The sequence below is a fragment of the Pseudomonas sp. Mb7 genome (assembly GCF_054790525.1).
The window spans coordinates 1,653,355-1,667,543 of the sequence record NZ_CP186501.1; the positions used below are offsets into that span (position 1 = coordinate 1,653,355).

Annotated in this window: 18 protein-coding genes; 14 read left to right on the forward strand and 4 right to left on the reverse strand. The window is 60.3% G+C overall.

The annotated features are described in order from the left end of the window. Positions 1-185 precede the first annotated feature (185 nt). The 14 genes from ACOYXH_RS07605 (at position 186) to ACOYXH_RS07670 (ending at position 11,238) form a co-directional block, all read left to right on the forward strand. A complete protein-coding gene (locus ACOYXH_RS07605) occupies positions 186-716 on the forward strand; it encodes a response regulator (protein WP_460410472.1) in 531 nt (176 codons plus the stop codon). 81 nt (positions 717-797) lie between these two features. Continuing rightward, the gene (locus ACOYXH_RS07610; RefSeq protein ID WP_460410473.1) at positions 798-2,504 is read left to right on the forward strand and encodes a GspE/PulE family protein; all 1,707 of its coding nucleotides are present in this window, start codon (positions 798-800) and stop codon (positions 2,502-2,504) included. After that, positions 2,485-3,288 carry a hypothetical protein gene (locus ACOYXH_RS07615; RefSeq protein WP_460410474.1) on the forward strand — a complete coding sequence of 268 codons (804 nt, stop codon included), beginning with the start codon at positions 2,485-2,487 and terminating at the stop codon, positions 3,286-3,288. The genes ACOYXH_RS07610 and ACOYXH_RS07615 overlap by 20 nt, the downstream gene beginning before the upstream one ends. Position 3,289: 1 nt before the next feature. Beyond that, positions 3,290-3,835 (forward strand): PilN domain-containing protein, encoded by a 546-nt coding sequence (locus tag ACOYXH_RS07620; protein ID WP_460410475.1) that lies wholly within the window; start codon positions 3,290-3,292, stop codon positions 3,833-3,835. Continuing rightward, positions 3,822-4,370, forward strand: coding sequence for a GspMb/PilO family protein (locus tag ACOYXH_RS07625; RefSeq protein ID WP_460410476.1), 549 nt, complete (start codon positions 3,822-3,824; stop codon positions 4,368-4,370). Before ACOYXH_RS07620 ends, ACOYXH_RS07625 begins: the two co-directional genes overlap by 14 nt. Beyond that, positions 4,370-4,882, forward strand: coding sequence for a hypothetical protein (locus tag ACOYXH_RS07630; RefSeq protein WP_095124777.1), 513 nt, complete (start codon positions 4,370-4,372; stop codon positions 4,880-4,882). The genes ACOYXH_RS07625 and ACOYXH_RS07630 overlap by 1 nt, the downstream gene beginning before the upstream one ends. Next, positions 4,879-6,726, forward strand: coding sequence for a secretin N-terminal domain-containing protein (locus ACOYXH_RS07635; protein WP_150693393.1), 1,848 nt, complete (start codon positions 4,879-4,881; stop codon positions 6,724-6,726). Before ACOYXH_RS07630 ends, ACOYXH_RS07635 begins: the two co-directional genes overlap by 4 nt. Positions 6,727-6,728: 2 nt before the next feature. Next, positions 6,729-7,202 carry a type II secretion system protein gene (locus ACOYXH_RS07640; RefSeq protein ID WP_102902833.1) on the forward strand — a complete coding sequence of 158 codons (474 nt, stop codon included), beginning with the start codon at positions 6,729-6,731 and terminating at the stop codon, positions 7,200-7,202. Positions 7,203-7,207: 5 nt separating this feature from the next. Continuing rightward, positions 7,208-7,582 (forward strand): type II secretion system protein, encoded by a 375-nt coding sequence (locus ACOYXH_RS07645; protein ID WP_007919395.1) that lies wholly within the window; start codon positions 7,208-7,210, stop codon positions 7,580-7,582. Then, positions 7,557-8,096, forward strand: coding sequence for a type II secretion system protein (locus tag ACOYXH_RS07650; RefSeq protein ID WP_460410477.1), 540 nt, complete (start codon positions 7,557-7,559; stop codon positions 8,094-8,096). Before ACOYXH_RS07645 ends, ACOYXH_RS07650 begins: the two co-directional genes overlap by 26 nt. Next, entirely contained in the window at positions 8,093-8,485 is a 393-nt protein-coding gene (csgE, locus tag ACOYXH_RS07655; RefSeq protein ID WP_038364891.1) for a curli production assembly/transport protein CsgE, read from the forward strand. Before ACOYXH_RS07650 ends, csgE begins: the two co-directional genes overlap by 4 nt. Then, positions 8,482-8,913 (forward strand): curli assembly protein CsgF, encoded by a 432-nt coding sequence (locus tag ACOYXH_RS07660; RefSeq protein ID WP_095124771.1) that lies wholly within the window; start codon positions 8,482-8,484, stop codon positions 8,911-8,913. Before csgE ends, ACOYXH_RS07660 begins: the two co-directional genes overlap by 4 nt. A gap of 28 nt (positions 8,914-8,941) precedes the next feature. After that, a complete protein-coding gene (locus ACOYXH_RS07665; protein WP_095111635.1) occupies positions 8,942-9,802 on the forward strand; it encodes a CsgG/HfaB family protein in 861 nt (286 codons plus the stop codon). Positions 9,803-10,866: 1,064 nt separating this feature from the next. After that, positions 10,867-11,238, forward strand: a complete 372-nt coding sequence (locus tag ACOYXH_RS07670; protein ID WP_401042820.1) for a DUF6124 family protein — start codon at positions 10,867-10,869, stop codon at positions 11,236-11,238. A 180-nt stretch (positions 11,239-11,418) separates the two neighbouring features. Here ACOYXH_RS07670 and ACOYXH_RS07675 read toward each other — a convergent pair whose 3' ends face one another. From ACOYXH_RS07675 to ACOYXH_RS07690, 4 genes are all read right to left on the reverse strand, one after another. Continuing rightward, positions 11,419-11,703: a type II toxin-antitoxin system RelE/ParE family toxin gene (locus tag ACOYXH_RS07675; RefSeq protein WP_016983362.1), complete on the reverse strand. Its 285-nt coding sequence runs from the start codon at positions 11,701-11,703 to the stop codon at positions 11,419-11,421. Next, positions 11,693-11,899, reverse strand: a complete 207-nt coding sequence (gene relB / locus ACOYXH_RS07680; protein ID WP_034152589.1) for a type II toxin-antitoxin system RelB family antitoxin — start codon at positions 11,897-11,899, stop codon at positions 11,693-11,695. Before relB ends, ACOYXH_RS07675 begins: the two co-directional genes overlap by 11 nt. A 276-nt stretch (positions 11,900-12,175) precedes the next feature. Next, the gene (locus ACOYXH_RS07685; protein WP_460410478.1) at positions 12,176-13,627 is read right to left on the reverse strand and encodes a curlin; all 1,452 of its coding nucleotides are present in this window, start codon (positions 13,625-13,627) and stop codon (positions 12,176-12,178) included. Positions 13,628-13,654: 27 nt separating this feature from the next. Next, positions 13,655-14,119 (reverse strand): curlin, encoded by a 465-nt coding sequence (locus tag ACOYXH_RS07690; RefSeq protein WP_460410479.1) that lies wholly within the window; start codon positions 14,117-14,119, stop codon positions 13,655-13,657. Between the last annotated feature and the right edge of the window lie 70 nt (positions 14,120-14,189).

Consider the following 14,189-nt stretch of genomic DNA (forward strand, 5'->3'; position numbering starts at 1 on the left):
GCCCATTCAGGTGCTTCCCCGTTTCTGGGGAACGGGGTACCGGGACGAGCGGGCATTGTCATTAAATTCAAGGACATGAAGAGATAAAATTACCGGCACTCAGCCTGGCATGAAGTGTGCGTTACCCCTGGTAAGGCGCACTCTCAGGGCGGGGTCATCGGACCTGCTGTTTCAAGGAGTCGACCTTGGTTAACAAAGTACTGGTTGTCGAAGACGAACAGCTGCTTGCACAGAACCTTCAGGATTATCTGTCGGCGCAAGGGCTGGACGTCCGGATTGCACATGACGGAGCGACGGCTATCGGTTTGGCCGAAACGTTCGCCCCCGACGTGCTGGTGTTCGATTACCGCTTGCCCGATATGGAAGGCTTTGAGGTGCTCGACGCGGTCCGCCAGAACAGGACGTGTAATTTTGTGCTGATAACAGGTCACCCCACCGCTGAAGTCTGTGAGCGGGCGCGGCAACTGCAAGTCAGCCACATCCTGTTCAAACCGTTTCCATTGGCGGAACTGGCCCGAGCTGTCTGCGACCTTCTGGGCATCAAGCGCGAAGCGAAACCCGGTGCGAGCCCTTCCGAGGGCTTCGTCGAACGACGCCAGAGCAGGACCGAGAGCTTCCCGTTGCAGTTGTACGATGGCAGTTGGGTGTTGGCGGATCGGCGACGGCAGTCGCAATCCATGGCGCCGGACGACGATCAAATGCTCACCGGGGAGTAATGGCGCGATCAGACGTTCCGGCACTTGCCGCCAAGGTTTGCCGCGCCGACAGGGCACTAAGCCCCGGTTGGAGAGCAAGCCATGGAACGTCTGTCCGTTGTCGTCGAACCTCTGCTGGCGCCGAGCGCGCCGGAACGCTTTTCCAGTGAACAGCTTGCCCAGGCCCGGGCGCGGGCCGCCACCTCCGGCGAACGCGTGCTTGAAGCCCTTGGCGTACTCTGTGAACTGGCGCCGATGCCGTTCATTCACACCCTCGGCGCCACCCTGCATTACCCGGTGCTCGACACCGACAGCCTGTTTCAAGCGACGCCGGTATTTGACCGGGTCACCCTCGCACAATGCCTCAAACGTGAATTCATCCTGCTGCGCCACAACGACGAAGTCATCGGCGTGTTTGCCGACCCCTTCGACCCGGCGCGGCTGGCCTGGATCGATGACTGCCTGCACGGCGCGCCGCTGCATCTGGTGCACGCCGATGACCTCAAAGCCTATCTGGCCCGTCACGAAGAAAGCTTCCACGCCGTCGAATCGCTGAACGCCCAAGGCGATACCCACCACGAAATCGACACCCTGCAAAGCCTGTCGCTGACCAGCATCAGCGAAGACGCCAGCAGCGTGGTGAAACTGGTCAACTCGACCCTCTACGACGCGCTGAAAATGCACGCCAGTGACATCCATCTCGGCACCACCGGCCACGGTCTGGTGATCAAGTACCGCATCGACGGCGTGCTCAATAACATCAGTAAAGTCCAGGGCAACGAGTTCGCCGAGCAGGTGATCTCGCGGGTCAAGGTCATGGCTGAACTGGACATCGGTGAGAAGCGCGTACCGCAGGACGGTCGTTTCAAGATTGGCATCAGTGGCCGCCAGATTGACTTCCGCGTATCGATCATGCCGAGCATCTTTGGCGAAGACGCGGTGCTGCGGGTGCTCGACAAACAGGATCTGGCCGACAAGGTCTGCGGCGTGCAACTGCAGGCGCTGGGCTTTGAAGACGAAACCCTGCGCCAGTTGCGCCGCCTCGCTGCCGAACCCTACGGTATGGTGCTGGTGACTGGCCCGACCGGCAGCGGCAAGACCACCACCCTGTACGCGATGATCACCGAGATCAACCACGGCGTGGACAAGATCATCACCATCGAAGATCCGGTCGAATATCAATTGCCGGGCGTGCTGCAAATCCCGGTCAACGAGAAAAAAGGCCTGACCTTCGCCCGAGGGCTGCGCTCGATCCTGCGCCACGACCCGGACAAGATCATGGTCGGCGAAATCCGTGACCCGGACACCGCGCAGATCGCCGTGCAATCGGCGCTCACCGGCCACCTGGTGTTCACCACCATCCACGCCAACAACGTTTTCGACGTGATTGGCCGCTTCACGCAAATGGAAATCGACCCCTACAGCTTGGTCTCGGCGCTCAACGCAATTCTCGCCCAGCGCTTGATTCGTCTGGTGTGCGCCAGTTGCAGCACGCCGGTCAACCCAAGCGATGAAGAGCTGCGTGCCTCGGGCCTCGATCCGCAGAAAGTCGATCACTACCACTTCGTTCACGGCAAGGGTTGCGGCCACTGCCGGGGCAGCGGTTATCGCGGGCGCACGGCGATTGCCGAGTTGCTGCACCTCGACGACGAGCTGCGTCAGATGATCGTCGAGCGCCAACCGATCAAACAAATCAAAGCCCTGGCCTGTGCCCGTGGTTTGCGCCTGCTGCGCGAATCGGCGCTGGAGCTGGTGGAACAAGGTCGCACCACGCTGGAGGAGATCAATCGTGTCACTTTTATCGCGTGAGCGTTTTGTCGCCGTGCTCGGTGCCAGCGGTGTAGGTCTCGGTCAGCGGCGTGGCAGCGACACCCTGTGGCTGGGCAGCGTCGGGTACATCGACGAAGGCTTCCAGAGCTACGCGGTGGCGCTGGACACCCTCGATCGCCTGCTCGGTGAACACGCCCGCGCTGGTGCCGAATTGAGCGTGGTCATCTCCGGGCACTTCAGCCGTTTCTGCCTGGTGCCGTGGAGCGCGCAGATCAGCAGCCCTGAGGAACTGCGCGGCTTTGCCCAACTGTGTTTTGAAGACCTGTTTGGCGCGCCGACCCAGCCGTGGAGTCTGGTGCTGTCTGCTGAGCCGGCCGGTTACGACCGCATCGCCAGTGCCTTGCCGCAGGACTTGCTGAAACGCTTGCGCACGCTGGTCAGCGCTCGTGGGTTGCGTCTGCGCTCGGTGCAGCCGTACCTGATGGCGGCGTTCAACCGCTTCGATAAAAGCCTTGATGCCGGCGACTTCTTGTTCGTCGTCGCCGAGCCGCAACGCAGTGTGTTGTTGCTGGCGAGGGAAGGGCGCTGGGCCGGCGTGCGTTCGGTGGGCGGCAGCGACAGCGATGCCGCGTTGAATGCCCTGATCGGTCGCGAACGCCAGCTGCAAGCCTCGACCAGCGAACGCGCCTTCAACGTTTATCTGCATGCCCCGGCGCGCCTCGATGCGCATCCGGACGTGGCGGGTGTGCAACTGCGCACCTTTGAAGACGACTCGATGAACGTGCGTGACGGCTTGTACGTCATGTCCCGGGCGGTGGCCTGACATGCGTGCGCTCAATCTCGATTTTCAACCGCGTCCGCGTTCCGGCCCGTTGGGTTGGAGCTTGCTCGGCGGCGGTGTACTGCTGGCGCTGCTGTGCTTCGGCGTGCAACAGCACCTCGACGCGCACACCGAACAGCAACAAGGCCACCTGCAAACCACTCAGCGTCAGCTCACCGGCGACAGTGGCGCCAAGTCCACCTTGAGCCCGGCAGAAACCCGCGAGCAAGCGGCAAACCTCGCTGAGATGCGCAAGGTCTCGCAGCAACTGCGCCGGCCATGGGAACGCCTGTTCGCCATGCTCGAAGCGATGCCGCGCGATGACGTCGCGCTGCTGACCCTGACCCCGGATGCGCGCAAAGGCCAGGTACGCATCAGCGCCGAAGCGCGAGATCTGCAAGCGATGCTCGACTTCCACAAACGTCTGGAAGGCAGCGACGAGCTGTCCGACGTGTCGCTGCTCAGCCACGAAATCGTCGTCAAATCGCCGGAACAACCGGTGCAATTCAACCTGTCGGCGACTTGGGAGATTGGCGATGCGAATCCCTAGACTGATCGTCCACGAATACCTGCAAGGCCTCGGCGTTCCTGGCCTGGCCGGGCTGGCGCTGCTGCTGGTCACCGTGGCTTGGGTACTCGGTGGTTTGCTGCCGGGCTGGCAATCGTTGCAGCACTTGAGCCTGCAGACTCATGAAGCCACCGCGTACCTGGCCAAGGTTGAAGACGGCAGCATCGCGCCGCCGGTGGTGCCGCAGCGTCAGCTTGACGACTTCCGCAACAAACTGCCGGCGCAGCCGCAAGCCACCGTCGCCATCGACCGCATCTACGCCCTCGCAGCGCAAGAACACATCACCCTGGCGCGCGGCGAATACGCCCTCGGCGTCGACCCGAAAACCCATCTCGCGCGTTATCAGATCCTCTTGCCAGTGCGCGGCAGCTACCCGCAACTGCGCCGCTTCCTGCACGCCTTGCTCGGCCAGTTGCCGGCGGTGGTGGTGGAGGACCTCGAGTTGCAGCGCAAGAAGATTGGCGACACCGACCTCAATGGCCGGATCCGTATGACCCTTTACCTGTCGAGGTCGTGATGAATACCAAGCGCGTGACAGGTTGGTTGGCGTTCTTCGGCGTAGCGGCCGCGCTGGCGTGGTTGCCGGAGTACTTCTCGCCGAGCGAAGACGCCGATTCCAACGAAGTGGCTGTCGCTACGCCGGGGAAAACCCGGGGCGCGCTGCCGGCCAGCACCGCCAAGGCCAAGGATGCGTCGATCAAGGACCTGAGCCCGGCCGGCGACTTGTTCGCGGCCAAATCCTGGAAGGCCGCGCCGACTCTGGCCACGGTCACCGAAATGGCCATCAATCCAGCAACTGTGGTGCAAGCCCCGAGCCTGCCACCGGTGCCGTTTCAGTTCGTCGGCAGGCTGCATGACCGCAGCGACCTGCAAGTGTTTTTGCAGAACGGCGAAAAGATCTACGTCGTGCGCAACGGGGATGTGATCGACGACACCTGGAAGATCACCGGCATTTCCGATCTGGAACTGAGTCTGGTCTACCTGCCCTTGCATTTGTCGCAGACCCTGTCTGTGGGGAGTACGCAATGAACCGTTCCCGTTTGCTGATGAGCCTGGGCCTGTGTGCCGGGCTGGCCGCGTGCAGTTCTGCACAAGTGGCCAACAAGGAAGCCGCCGACCTGATTGAACAGGGTCAGTACGAGGCGGGGCTGGCCCGAATCGAAGAAGGCCTGCGCGAAAACCCACGCGACACCGAACTGCACCTGCTGCTCAACAGCGGTCGGGCCAAGGCGATCACGGCGTTGCTGACGACCGGCGACACTGACCGCTCGCGCCGCGACTTCGCTTCGGCGCGGGTGGCCTACAACCGCGCGCTGACCATCGAGCCGAACAACCGCCGGGCTCAGGATGCCCTGAAGCAGATGGATTACCTGCGCAGCATGGACGAAAAACTGGAACTGGCGCGTGGCGACCTGCGCCGGGGCGACATCTACGGCGCTGATCGCCAGGTCAAACAGATCCTCGAACTCGACCCCAACAACGAAGGAGCGCTGGAGCTGCAAGGCAACATTCGTCTGGTGCAGAGCCGCAACGTGATTGCCTATCCGCAACTGCGCACCAAGCTTGATCGGCCAGTGACCCTGGAATTTCGCGACGCCAACCTGAAGACCATTTTTGAAGTGCTGTCGCAGGTCGCCGGGCTCAATTTCATCTTCGACAAAGACCTGCGCCCGGACATGAAAGCGACGATCTTCGTGCGTGACGTGCGCATCGAAGACGCCGTGACCCTGCTGCTGCAACAGAACCAGTTGCACCAGAAAGTGGTGAACGAAAACACCTTGCTGATCTACCCGGATTCGCCGCAGAAAGTGAAGGATTACCAGGAACTGGTGATGCGCACGTTCTACCTGACCAGCATTGACGCCAACACCGCGCTGAACATGGTCAAAACCATGCTCAAGACCCGCGATGTGTTCGTCGACGAACGCCTCAACACCCTGACCATGCGCGACACCGAAGACGCCGTGCGCATGGCCGAGAAACTCCTGCAGTCGCAAGATCAGTCCAACCCGGAAGTGGTGCTTGAAGTCGAAGTGATGGAAGTCGCCACCCAGCGCATTCTCGACCTCGGCCTGCAATGGCCGAACACCTTCGGCGTGGTCAACAGCGACGGTTCGGCGGTGACCCTGCTTGATCAACTGAAAGGCATCAACTCCAGCCGGATTTCGATCTCGCCGTCGCCGCAAGCCAAGATCAACGCCCAGGACAATGACATCAACACCCTCGCCAGCCCGGTGATTCGTGTGAGCAACCGCGAGCAGGCGCGGATCCACATCGGTCAGCGCGTGCCGATCATCAGCGCGACTTCGGTGCCGTCGACTCAAGGCCCGGTGATCACTGAGAGCGTCACTTATCTGGACGTCGGTCTGAAGCTCGAAGTGCAACCGACCGTGCACCTCAACAACGAAGTGGCGATCAAGATTGCTCTCGAAGTGAGTAACGCCACGCCACTGGAACCGACCCGTCAGGGCACGATCCCGGTGCAGGTCGACACCCGCAACGCACAAACCTCACTGCGCCTGCACGACGGCGAAACGCAGATCCTCGCCGGCCTGATGCGCAACGACCACGGCGCCACCGGCAACAAGATTCCGGGCCTCGGCGACATTCCTGGCATTGGCCGGCTGTTCGGCAGCAACAAGGACACCGTCGGCAAATCCGAACTGGTGCTGTCGATCACCCCACGGATCGTGCGCAACCTGCCGTACCAGAGCCCGTCGGACATGGAGTTCTCCACCGGCACCGAAACCAGCATGCACATTCAGGCCCCGGATCGTTCGCAGAGCTACGTGATGCCGTCGCCGGCCGCGCAGCCGCGTGCCGTCGGTGAATCGGCCGTGGCCACCACCCGCGTCACTGTCGAGAAGCCTTGATCATGAACGCCTCCCAACGCGGTTTCACCCTGATCGAAGTCGTGGTGACGCTGGCCCTGATCGGCCTGTTGGCGAGCATGGCCGCGCCGCTGACCGAGACCTTGGTGCGGCGTGGCAAGGAGCAGGAATTGCGCAACGCGCTGTACCAGATTCGCGATGGCATCGACGCCTACAAGCGTGCCTTCGATGCCGGTTACATCGAGAAGTCGCTGAACAGCAGCGGCTACCCGCCGAACCTGCAAGTACTGGTCGAAGGCGTGCGCGATGTGCGCAGTGCCAAAGGCGCCAAGTTCTACTTTTTACGCCGCATCCCGCGCGATCCGCTGGTGCCGGCCAAACGTGATGACGAAGGGGGTTGGGGCGTGCGCGCCTACAACAGTTCGGCTCAAAACCCGCGCGATGGCGAGGACGTGTTCGACGTCTACTCCCACGCCCGGGGCAAGGGCCTCAACGGCATCGCCTACCGCGAGTGGTGAACCTCATGCGCCGGGAAAAAGGTTTTACCTTGCTGGAGCTGATGGTGGTGATGGCGATCATCGCCACGCTGATGACCATCGCGCTGCCGCGCTACTTCAACAGCCTCGAAGCGTCGAAGGAAACCACCCTGCGCCAGAGCCTGTCGGCGATGCGCGAGGCGCTGGATCACTTCTACGGCGACACCGGGCGTTATCCGGATTCCATCGAGCAACTGATCGAACAACGTTACCTGCGCAACGCGCCACTCGATCCGATCACCGAACGCAAAGACCAGTGGGTGCTGATTGCGCCACCGGACGGCGTCGCCGGTGGTGTGGCCGATATCAAGAGCGGTGCTACCGGGAGGGCGCGTGATGGCAGCCAGTATTCCGAGTGGTAACCGTGCGCAGCAGGGTGGCTTCACTTACCTGGGCGTGCTGTTCCTGATCGTCCTGATGGGCATGGGCCTGGCCAGTGCCGGCGAGTTGTGGTCGACCGCTTCGCGTCGTGACCGCGAACGCCAGTTGCTCTGGGTTGGCACTCAGTACGCACAGGCGCTGCGCAGTTATTACCGCAGTTCGCCGGGGCTGGCGCAGTACCCGAAAGAACTGGCGGACCTGCTTGAAGATCAGCGTTTTCCCGAGGCCAAGCATCACCTGCGTCAGCTCTATCCGGACCCGATCGGTCAGGGTGAATGGGCGCTGCAACGTGGTTTTGATGGACGCATCACCGGCCTCAACAGTCCTTCGACCGAGCTGCCTTTGAAGCAATCTGGCTTCCCGACGCAGTGGTCGGATTTCGAAGGCATGCAGCGTTATTCGGACTGGCAGTTCGTCGCCGAAAAGGCCTTCCTCGACGGCACCAATGGCCCGGCCAAAGGCCAGTCGAATCTGCCACAGGCGTTGCAGCCATGACTCGTCAGTGGTGGTGCGCGCTGATTTTCACCGTGGCGGCGTGCTGCGCTCAGGCCGGTGAAGAAGACGAAATGATGGGCTTTATCGTCGACGACACGATCTCGCACATCGGCCACGACTTTTACTACTCGTTCAGTGAACGCCTGCGCGACACCAGCCCGATGGATTTCAACCTGGTGGTGCGCGAGCGGCCCGACGCGCGCTGGGGCAGCCTGGTGACCGTGGAATATCAGCAACGCCTGGTTTATCGGCGCTTCCTGCCGCCGAACACCGTGGAACTGAAGGACGAGGCCTACGCGGCCGCCGACTGGGTTCGACGCCAGGTTGTCCAGCGCAAGCTGGAGGCTCTGTTGCAGGACACCACCGACCTTGAGAAGGACGAACTATGAACAGCACAACGTTCTCACGGCGCAGCGGATTCTGGATCTCGGGGTTGTTGATCGGGCTCGCCAGCGCCGCTGCCGTCCAGGCCACCGAACTGGTCTACACACCGGTCAATCCGTCGTTCGGCGGCAACCCGCTCAACGGCACCTGGTTGCTCAACAACGCGCAGGCGCAAAACGACTACGACGATCCGGACCTGAAAAGCCGTTCGACCGTGGCCGGTACGTCAGCGCTGGAGCGCTTCACCAGTCAATTGCAATCGCGACTGCTAGGGCAGTTGCTGGACAACATCTCCACCGGCAACACGGGGAGCCTGTCCACCGACTCTTTTATCGTCAACGTCATCGACGACTCCGGGGCACTGAGCATTGAAGTGACCGATCGAGCGACCGGTGAGGTTTCGGAAATTCAGGTGAACGGCCTCAACCCATGACGGGCTGACGGTTCCGGGGAGAACGGACATGAAAAAGATCATCGCGTTAGGGCTGCTGTTGGCGACATTACAAGGGTGCAGTCTGCGTGAGCCGATGTCGGCCGAGCAGGACACCGAAACCCCGACCCTGACTCCAAGGGCTTCGACTTATTACGACTTGCTGAAGATGCCGCGACCCAAGGGGCGGTTGATGGCGGTGGTGTACGGCTTCCGTGACCAGACCGGGCAGTACAAACCGACGCCGGCGAGTTCGTTTTCCACCAGCGTGACCCAGGGTGCGGCGTCGATGTTGATGGACGCGATGCAGGCCAGTGGCTGGTTTGTCGTGCTGGAGAGGGAAGGGCTGCAGAACCTGTTGACCGAGCGCAAGATTATTCGCGCGTCGCAGAAGAAGCCGAACACGCCGGTGAATATTCAGGGTGAGCTGCCACCGTTGCAGGCGGCGAACATGATGCTCGAGGGTGGGATCATCGCTTATGACACCAATGTGCGTAGCGGTGGGGAAGGGGCGCGGTATCTGGGGATTGATTTGCAGCGTGAGTATCGGGTGGATCAGGTGACCGTGAATTTGCGCGCGGTGGATGTGCGTAGCGGGCAGGTGTTGGCGAATGTGATGACCAGCAAGACGATTTATTCGGTGGCGCGTAGCGCGGGGATTTTCAAGTTTATCGAGTTCAAGAAGTTGCTTGAGGCTGAGGTTGGGTATACGACGAATGAGCCGGCGCAGTTGTGTGTGTTGTCGGCGATTGAGGCGGCGGTGGGGCATATGGTGGCGCAGGGGATTGAGCGGCGGTTGTGGCAGGTGGCGGGGGATGCTTCTGTGCCTGGGCAGGATGATGTGTTGAATCGGTATTTGAGCCAGAACAAGATTGATCCGGATGCGGAGTGAACGTGGCGGCCTTCGGGCCGACCAGGTTCTGGTTGGGCGGTGAGTTCTGGTTGACCGGGTACATATCCGTTTCTGCGGTAATGGCTGCTTAGGGTTCCGCCCTGACGGCGGGTCACCTTTTCCAAACGCCGAAAAGGTAACCGAAAAGGCTTGCTCCTGCGTGCGGCCCGCTCGCTAAAGCTCGGGGTTCCTTCGCTCCGGGATCGATCCGGGCGCAGCGCCTACGGTTTGCTTCGCTGCACCTCCTCTCGCTGTGTTTGGCTGCGCCAAACGGTCGCTGCGCTCCCACGCCCGGATCAATCCCTCCACTCAGCCTTCCGACGTCGCCCGTGGATCAAGATCAAGAGCAGGCGAGCTGACACTCGGCCTATTGAGTGGTGTGGAGCACAGCGTGCTCGGCTTTTGATCTTCGTAGGCGCTGAGCTTGCTCGCGAAGGCGGCCTTACAGCCGACCAATCTCTTGCTGACAGAGCGCGATTCAATTGTAGGAGTGAGCCTGCTCGCGATAGCTATCTCTCAGACTCAGTTGCCATTGCGGATGTACCCAAATCCTTGTGGGAGCTGGCTTGCCAGCGATGGCGATCTACGAGCCGACCAATTCCCGCCGGTTGCACACATTCACTGCATGAGCTGCCGAAGGCTGCGATCTTTTGACTTTGATTTTTTAAGATGAATATCAAGATCAAGATCAAAGATCGCAGCCTGCGGCAGCTCCTACACATGCGTATTTCAATTCGGAATGTTTAAAGGTTGTTTCGATTTTGCAGAACCTTCCCACAAGGTTTTCAGGTTGTCCGTCGGACGTCCTGTCTCTAGCCTGTGTTCGTCGCTGCCAATTCAGCGACCGGGCATGGAAACCCGAAGACACGAGAGAGCAGATACGCCTTTCATAACGTATGCTTGCGCACTTTCATTGTGTGCACTCTGTTATGGCGGTTGTGCGCGGGAGACATTCGTGTCTGCCGGGTTGCTCTCTCCCGGATTTCCAGCCTGCGTACAGCTGCCACCCATTTTTCCTGGAAGTCGAATGGGCCAGCTGCAACTATCAATGAGAGAGAATCACCATGAAAAAACCAACACCCAACCCCCCAGAACCAGACACCAACACCACATCCCCCTACGCCTCAGTCGACAGCAAAAAACTCCACGAAGCCGCCGACCGCGCCCTCGATTTCTACCTCAACCCAACCGCCCACATCATGTCCAGCGTCAACGAGCCGGAACCCATGTACTTCGCCAACCCCAGGTACAACACCGAATCCCTGCTCGCCAACGCCAGCGAAACCCTCGGCTCGGCCAGCGAAATGCTCATCAACTTCGCCGCCTCGCTGGAAACCTCACAGCGCAAAACCGCACTGGGCATCGCACAAGTCGTCATGCTGGGCGAACTGGCGGTGAATCAAGCGCTGGATCACGTCGAGCTGAAGGATGGCTGATTGATCATTCCCACGCTCTGCGTGGGAATGCAGCCCTTGGCGCTCTGCGTCAAATTCGCAATCTGGAACGCGGAGCGTCCCGAGAGGCATTCCCACGCAGAGCGTGGGAACGATCAAGATACAAAAAAACCGTACCTCCAGGGGAAGCACGGTTTCTTGTGTTGAGACGAGGAAGCGATCTTAACCGGGGTCGCGTCGAGGGTACTCCTGACGCGCATGCAAGATGCTCACAATCTCAATTTGGTCCGCCACTTGATAAACGACGAGATAGTTCGGGCTTACCACAATCTCTCGAGTGCCGGGAGAGCGGCCCTTGCGATACAGGTGTGGATGCCAACAAAGCGCAGATGTAGTTTTTACGACGGACTTGTGAAGTGCAGTCGCCGCTACAAAATTTCGCTCGCCAATGTACTTCAGGATTTTCGAGAGTTCGACCCGAGCCTTGGGTCGCCACTTAATCTGCATCAGCGCTTTTGCGCATTGATTCCATCAAGGCGTTGATTTCCTCCATCACTTGCTCATGGGGAATACTCGGGCGCGGATCATCGAGAGAGGCCTGTACTTCGGCCCGAAACCAACGGTCATAACTTGCAGCCTGTTCCTCGGGATCAAGATCCGAAACAACCGGGCACAGTGGGTCGATCAAGGACGGGTCGATCATAGAGCCTCCGGGTTTGGTGCCTCGAAGTCTATTCGTTAACGGTATCGCTGTCGTCGCTGTCTGGATGAATTGCATGTAGGCCAAGCTCCATGAGGATCAAGTTGTCCCGGCAAATCCTAGAGCCTGCACTTCCGACGGCCAACCGCCAGAACTTGTCAGAAAACTCCCCGAATTTCTAAAAACGTTCCGTTTTCCGTAGGACGCAACTCAAACGTCAGCGCAAAAAAAACCGCGACCCCCCTCACCAGAGAATCGCGGCCCATCAACACCCAACCCCTACTGCTGCAACACCGTCGCCTGGTTAGCCGAGCCGAACTGCTGAATATTCGCCGTCTGCGTAACCCCGCTCTGATCGACATTGGCAATGTTCCCCGTCCCGCCCTGGGTCACATACGCCACGTTCATCGTATCCGCTTGTTTCACGGTGATCATGTTGTCACTGCCATACAGCTGCGCGGTATACGCCTGGTTCCCTGACCCCGACTGATCGAAATCAGCGCTGTTGCCCGTGCCATTCGAAGAACCCTGCACCAGGTTGCCCGTGCCGCGTTGATCCGAGATCAAAATGTTGTCACTACCGTTCTGATCAAAATACAGCTCGTTATACGACTCAGCCTGACTGACCGTGGTCTTGTTGCCAGTCCCGGTCTGATGCGTGGTCATGACTTGCCCGACGCCATCCTGAGTGAAGCTGGCGATGTTGCCATTGCCCGCCTGAGTAACTGTCGCGCGTTGGCCGCTGCCGAACTGGCCGCCGGATTGCGGACCTTTCCAGTTACTGGCGTAGACCTTGTTGTCGTTGCCCACGGAGGTGGCGCTGAGCACGTGGCTGTCGCCGTTCTGGTAGGTGAAGTGCACGTTGCCGTTACCCACCTGATACAGCGCCAGTGTCGAGTTGACCGATTCGAACTGGTCGGCGTAGATCGCGTTGCTGTTGCCGACTTGGGTGACGGCGGCGTTGTTGTTTTCGCCGAAGCTTTGGTCGACCACGGTTTCGTTGCTGTCGCCATATTGGTTGACGGTGGCTTGGCTGGCCAGTTGCGCGTCCTGCCAGATTTCAGTGCCGTTGAGGTTACCGAACTGGTTGATGGTGATGTTGCCGCCAGTGCCGTTGCGCTGGTCGCCGTAGGCGTAGTTGCCTTCGCCGGCCTGGTTGATGCCGATCTGGCCGCCGTTGTGCAGCACTTGTTCGGCGGTGCCGTAGTTGGCGGTGCCGTATTGGGTAATCACCGAACTGTTGCCGGTGCCTTCATAGAGTTGTTCGATGTTGGCTTCGTTACTGTCGCCGAACTGGAAGGTTTTGCCTTCGCTGCCGTTCTGCGAGTCCTGATAGATGAACGAGAAGTTGCCAGTGCCTTGTTGTTGTTGCAGCGCGTTGTTCGGTGAGCCGAAGCCCAGCGACTGGCTGGCGTGGGCGGTGTTGAAGGCGCCGACTTGTTGCTGGGTGATGGTGGCGTTGTCTTCGTAAAGCTGTTCGGCGTAAGCGGCGTTGTAGTCGCCGACCGCGTCCTGGGTGATCACGCTGGTGGCGTGGTCTTGCACGGCGGCGGCGTCGTTGCCTTGGCCCAGTTGGGTCTGGGTGGTGGTGCTGAATGGGGCCTGGGTCTGCTTCACATCCGCGATGTTGGCGGTACCGACCTGGCTTTGGTTGGACAGGCTGTCGTCGGCCATCGCCTGGGCACTGATCATGACCAGGATGGCGGCGGTGAGGGGCGTCAGTTTGAACATGATGAACTCTCCGATGATTGGCAGTGCTTAGCGATATTGCTTGACCGAAACGCTCATGCCGTTGCCCGACTGGGTCACGGCGCTTTGCAGCCCCGCGCCGGCCTGCTCGATGCTGGCGTCGTTGTTGTTGCCGTTTTGCGAAATCTGCGCGCGGTTGTGGCTGCCGTTTTGCGTGATTGAGGCGGCGTTGCCGGAACCGTTCTGGTTGATCAGCGCCATCAGGTCGCTGCCCTGTTGCAGGATGTACGCTTCCTGATTGCTGCCCGACTGCACGATCTGCCCGAGCAGCGACTGACCGTTCTGTTGTAGCAGCGCGACGTTGGCCTGGCCGAGTTGGTCGATCAGTGCTTGCTGGCCCACCGGTGGGGGCAGTTCGCCGAGGTCGCTGCTGGTCGGGGCCAGGTCGTCGTTTTCCATCAGGTCGTCGGCACGCACGCTTGCACTGCTGCACAGTAGAAGCAGACAAAGCAGGGCGGCGGTCGGCGTGTTCATGGCTCACATCCTGTCAGGCGTTAACCGGTTTGAAATCAGCCCCAGCCACCCGAAAGTGGCTGGGGATCAG

Bases quoted from the DNA above. Each gene is read 5' to 3' on its own strand.
- ACOYXH_RS07610 (WP_460410473.1), top strand. From the start codon at position 798: ATGGAACGTCTGTCCGTTGTCGTCGAACCTCTGCTGGCGCCGAGCGCG.
- ACOYXH_RS07620 (WP_460410475.1), top strand. From the start codon at position 3,290: ATGCGTGCGCTCAATCTCGATTTTCAACCGCGTCCGCGTTCCGGCCCG.
- ACOYXH_RS07625 (WP_460410476.1), top strand. From the start codon at position 3,822: ATGCGAATCCCTAGACTGATCGTCCACGAATACCTGCAAGGCCTCGGC.
- ACOYXH_RS07630 (WP_095124777.1), top strand. From the start codon at position 4,370: ATGAATACCAAGCGCGTGACAGGTTGGTTGGCGTTCTTCGGCGTAGCG.
- ACOYXH_RS07635 (WP_150693393.1), top strand. From the start codon at position 4,879: ATGAACCGTTCCCGTTTGCTGATGAGCCTGGGCCTGTGTGCCGGGCTG.
- ACOYXH_RS07640 (WP_102902833.1), top strand. From the start codon at position 6,729: ATGAACGCCTCCCAACGCGGTTTCACCCTGATCGAAGTCGTGGTGACG.
- ACOYXH_RS07645 (WP_007919395.1), top strand. From the start codon at position 7,208: ATGCGCCGGGAAAAAGGTTTTACCTTGCTGGAGCTGATGGTGGTGATG.
- ACOYXH_RS07650 (WP_460410477.1), top strand. From the start codon at position 7,557: ATGGCAGCCAGTATTCCGAGTGGTAACCGTGCGCAGCAGGGTGGCTTC.
- csgE (WP_038364891.1), top strand. From the start codon at position 8,093: ATGACTCGTCAGTGGTGGTGCGCGCTGATTTTCACCGTGGCGGCGTGC.
- ACOYXH_RS07660 (WP_095124771.1), top strand. From the start codon at position 8,482: ATGAACAGCACAACGTTCTCACGGCGCAGCGGATTCTGGATCTCGGGG.
- ACOYXH_RS07665 (WP_095111635.1), top strand. From the start codon at position 8,942: ATGAAAAAGATCATCGCGTTAGGGCTGCTGTTGGCGACATTACAAGGG.
- ACOYXH_RS07670 (WP_401042820.1), top strand. From the start codon at position 10,867: ATGAAAAAACCAACACCCAACCCCCCAGAACCAGACACCAACACCACA.
- ACOYXH_RS07675 (WP_016983362.1), bottom strand. From the start codon at position 11,703: ATGCAGATTAAGTGGCGACCCAAGGCTCGGGTCGAACTCTCGAAAATC.
- relB (WP_034152589.1), bottom strand. From the start codon at position 11,899: ATGATCGACCCGTCCTTGATCGACCCACTGTGCCCGGTTGTTTCGGAT.
- ACOYXH_RS07685 (WP_460410478.1), bottom strand. From the start codon at position 13,627: ATGTTCAAACTGACGCCCCTCACCGCCGCCATCCTGGTCATGATCAGT.
- ACOYXH_RS07690 (WP_460410479.1), bottom strand. From the start codon at position 14,119: ATGAACACGCCGACCGCCGCCCTGCTTTGTCTGCTTCTACTGTGCAGC.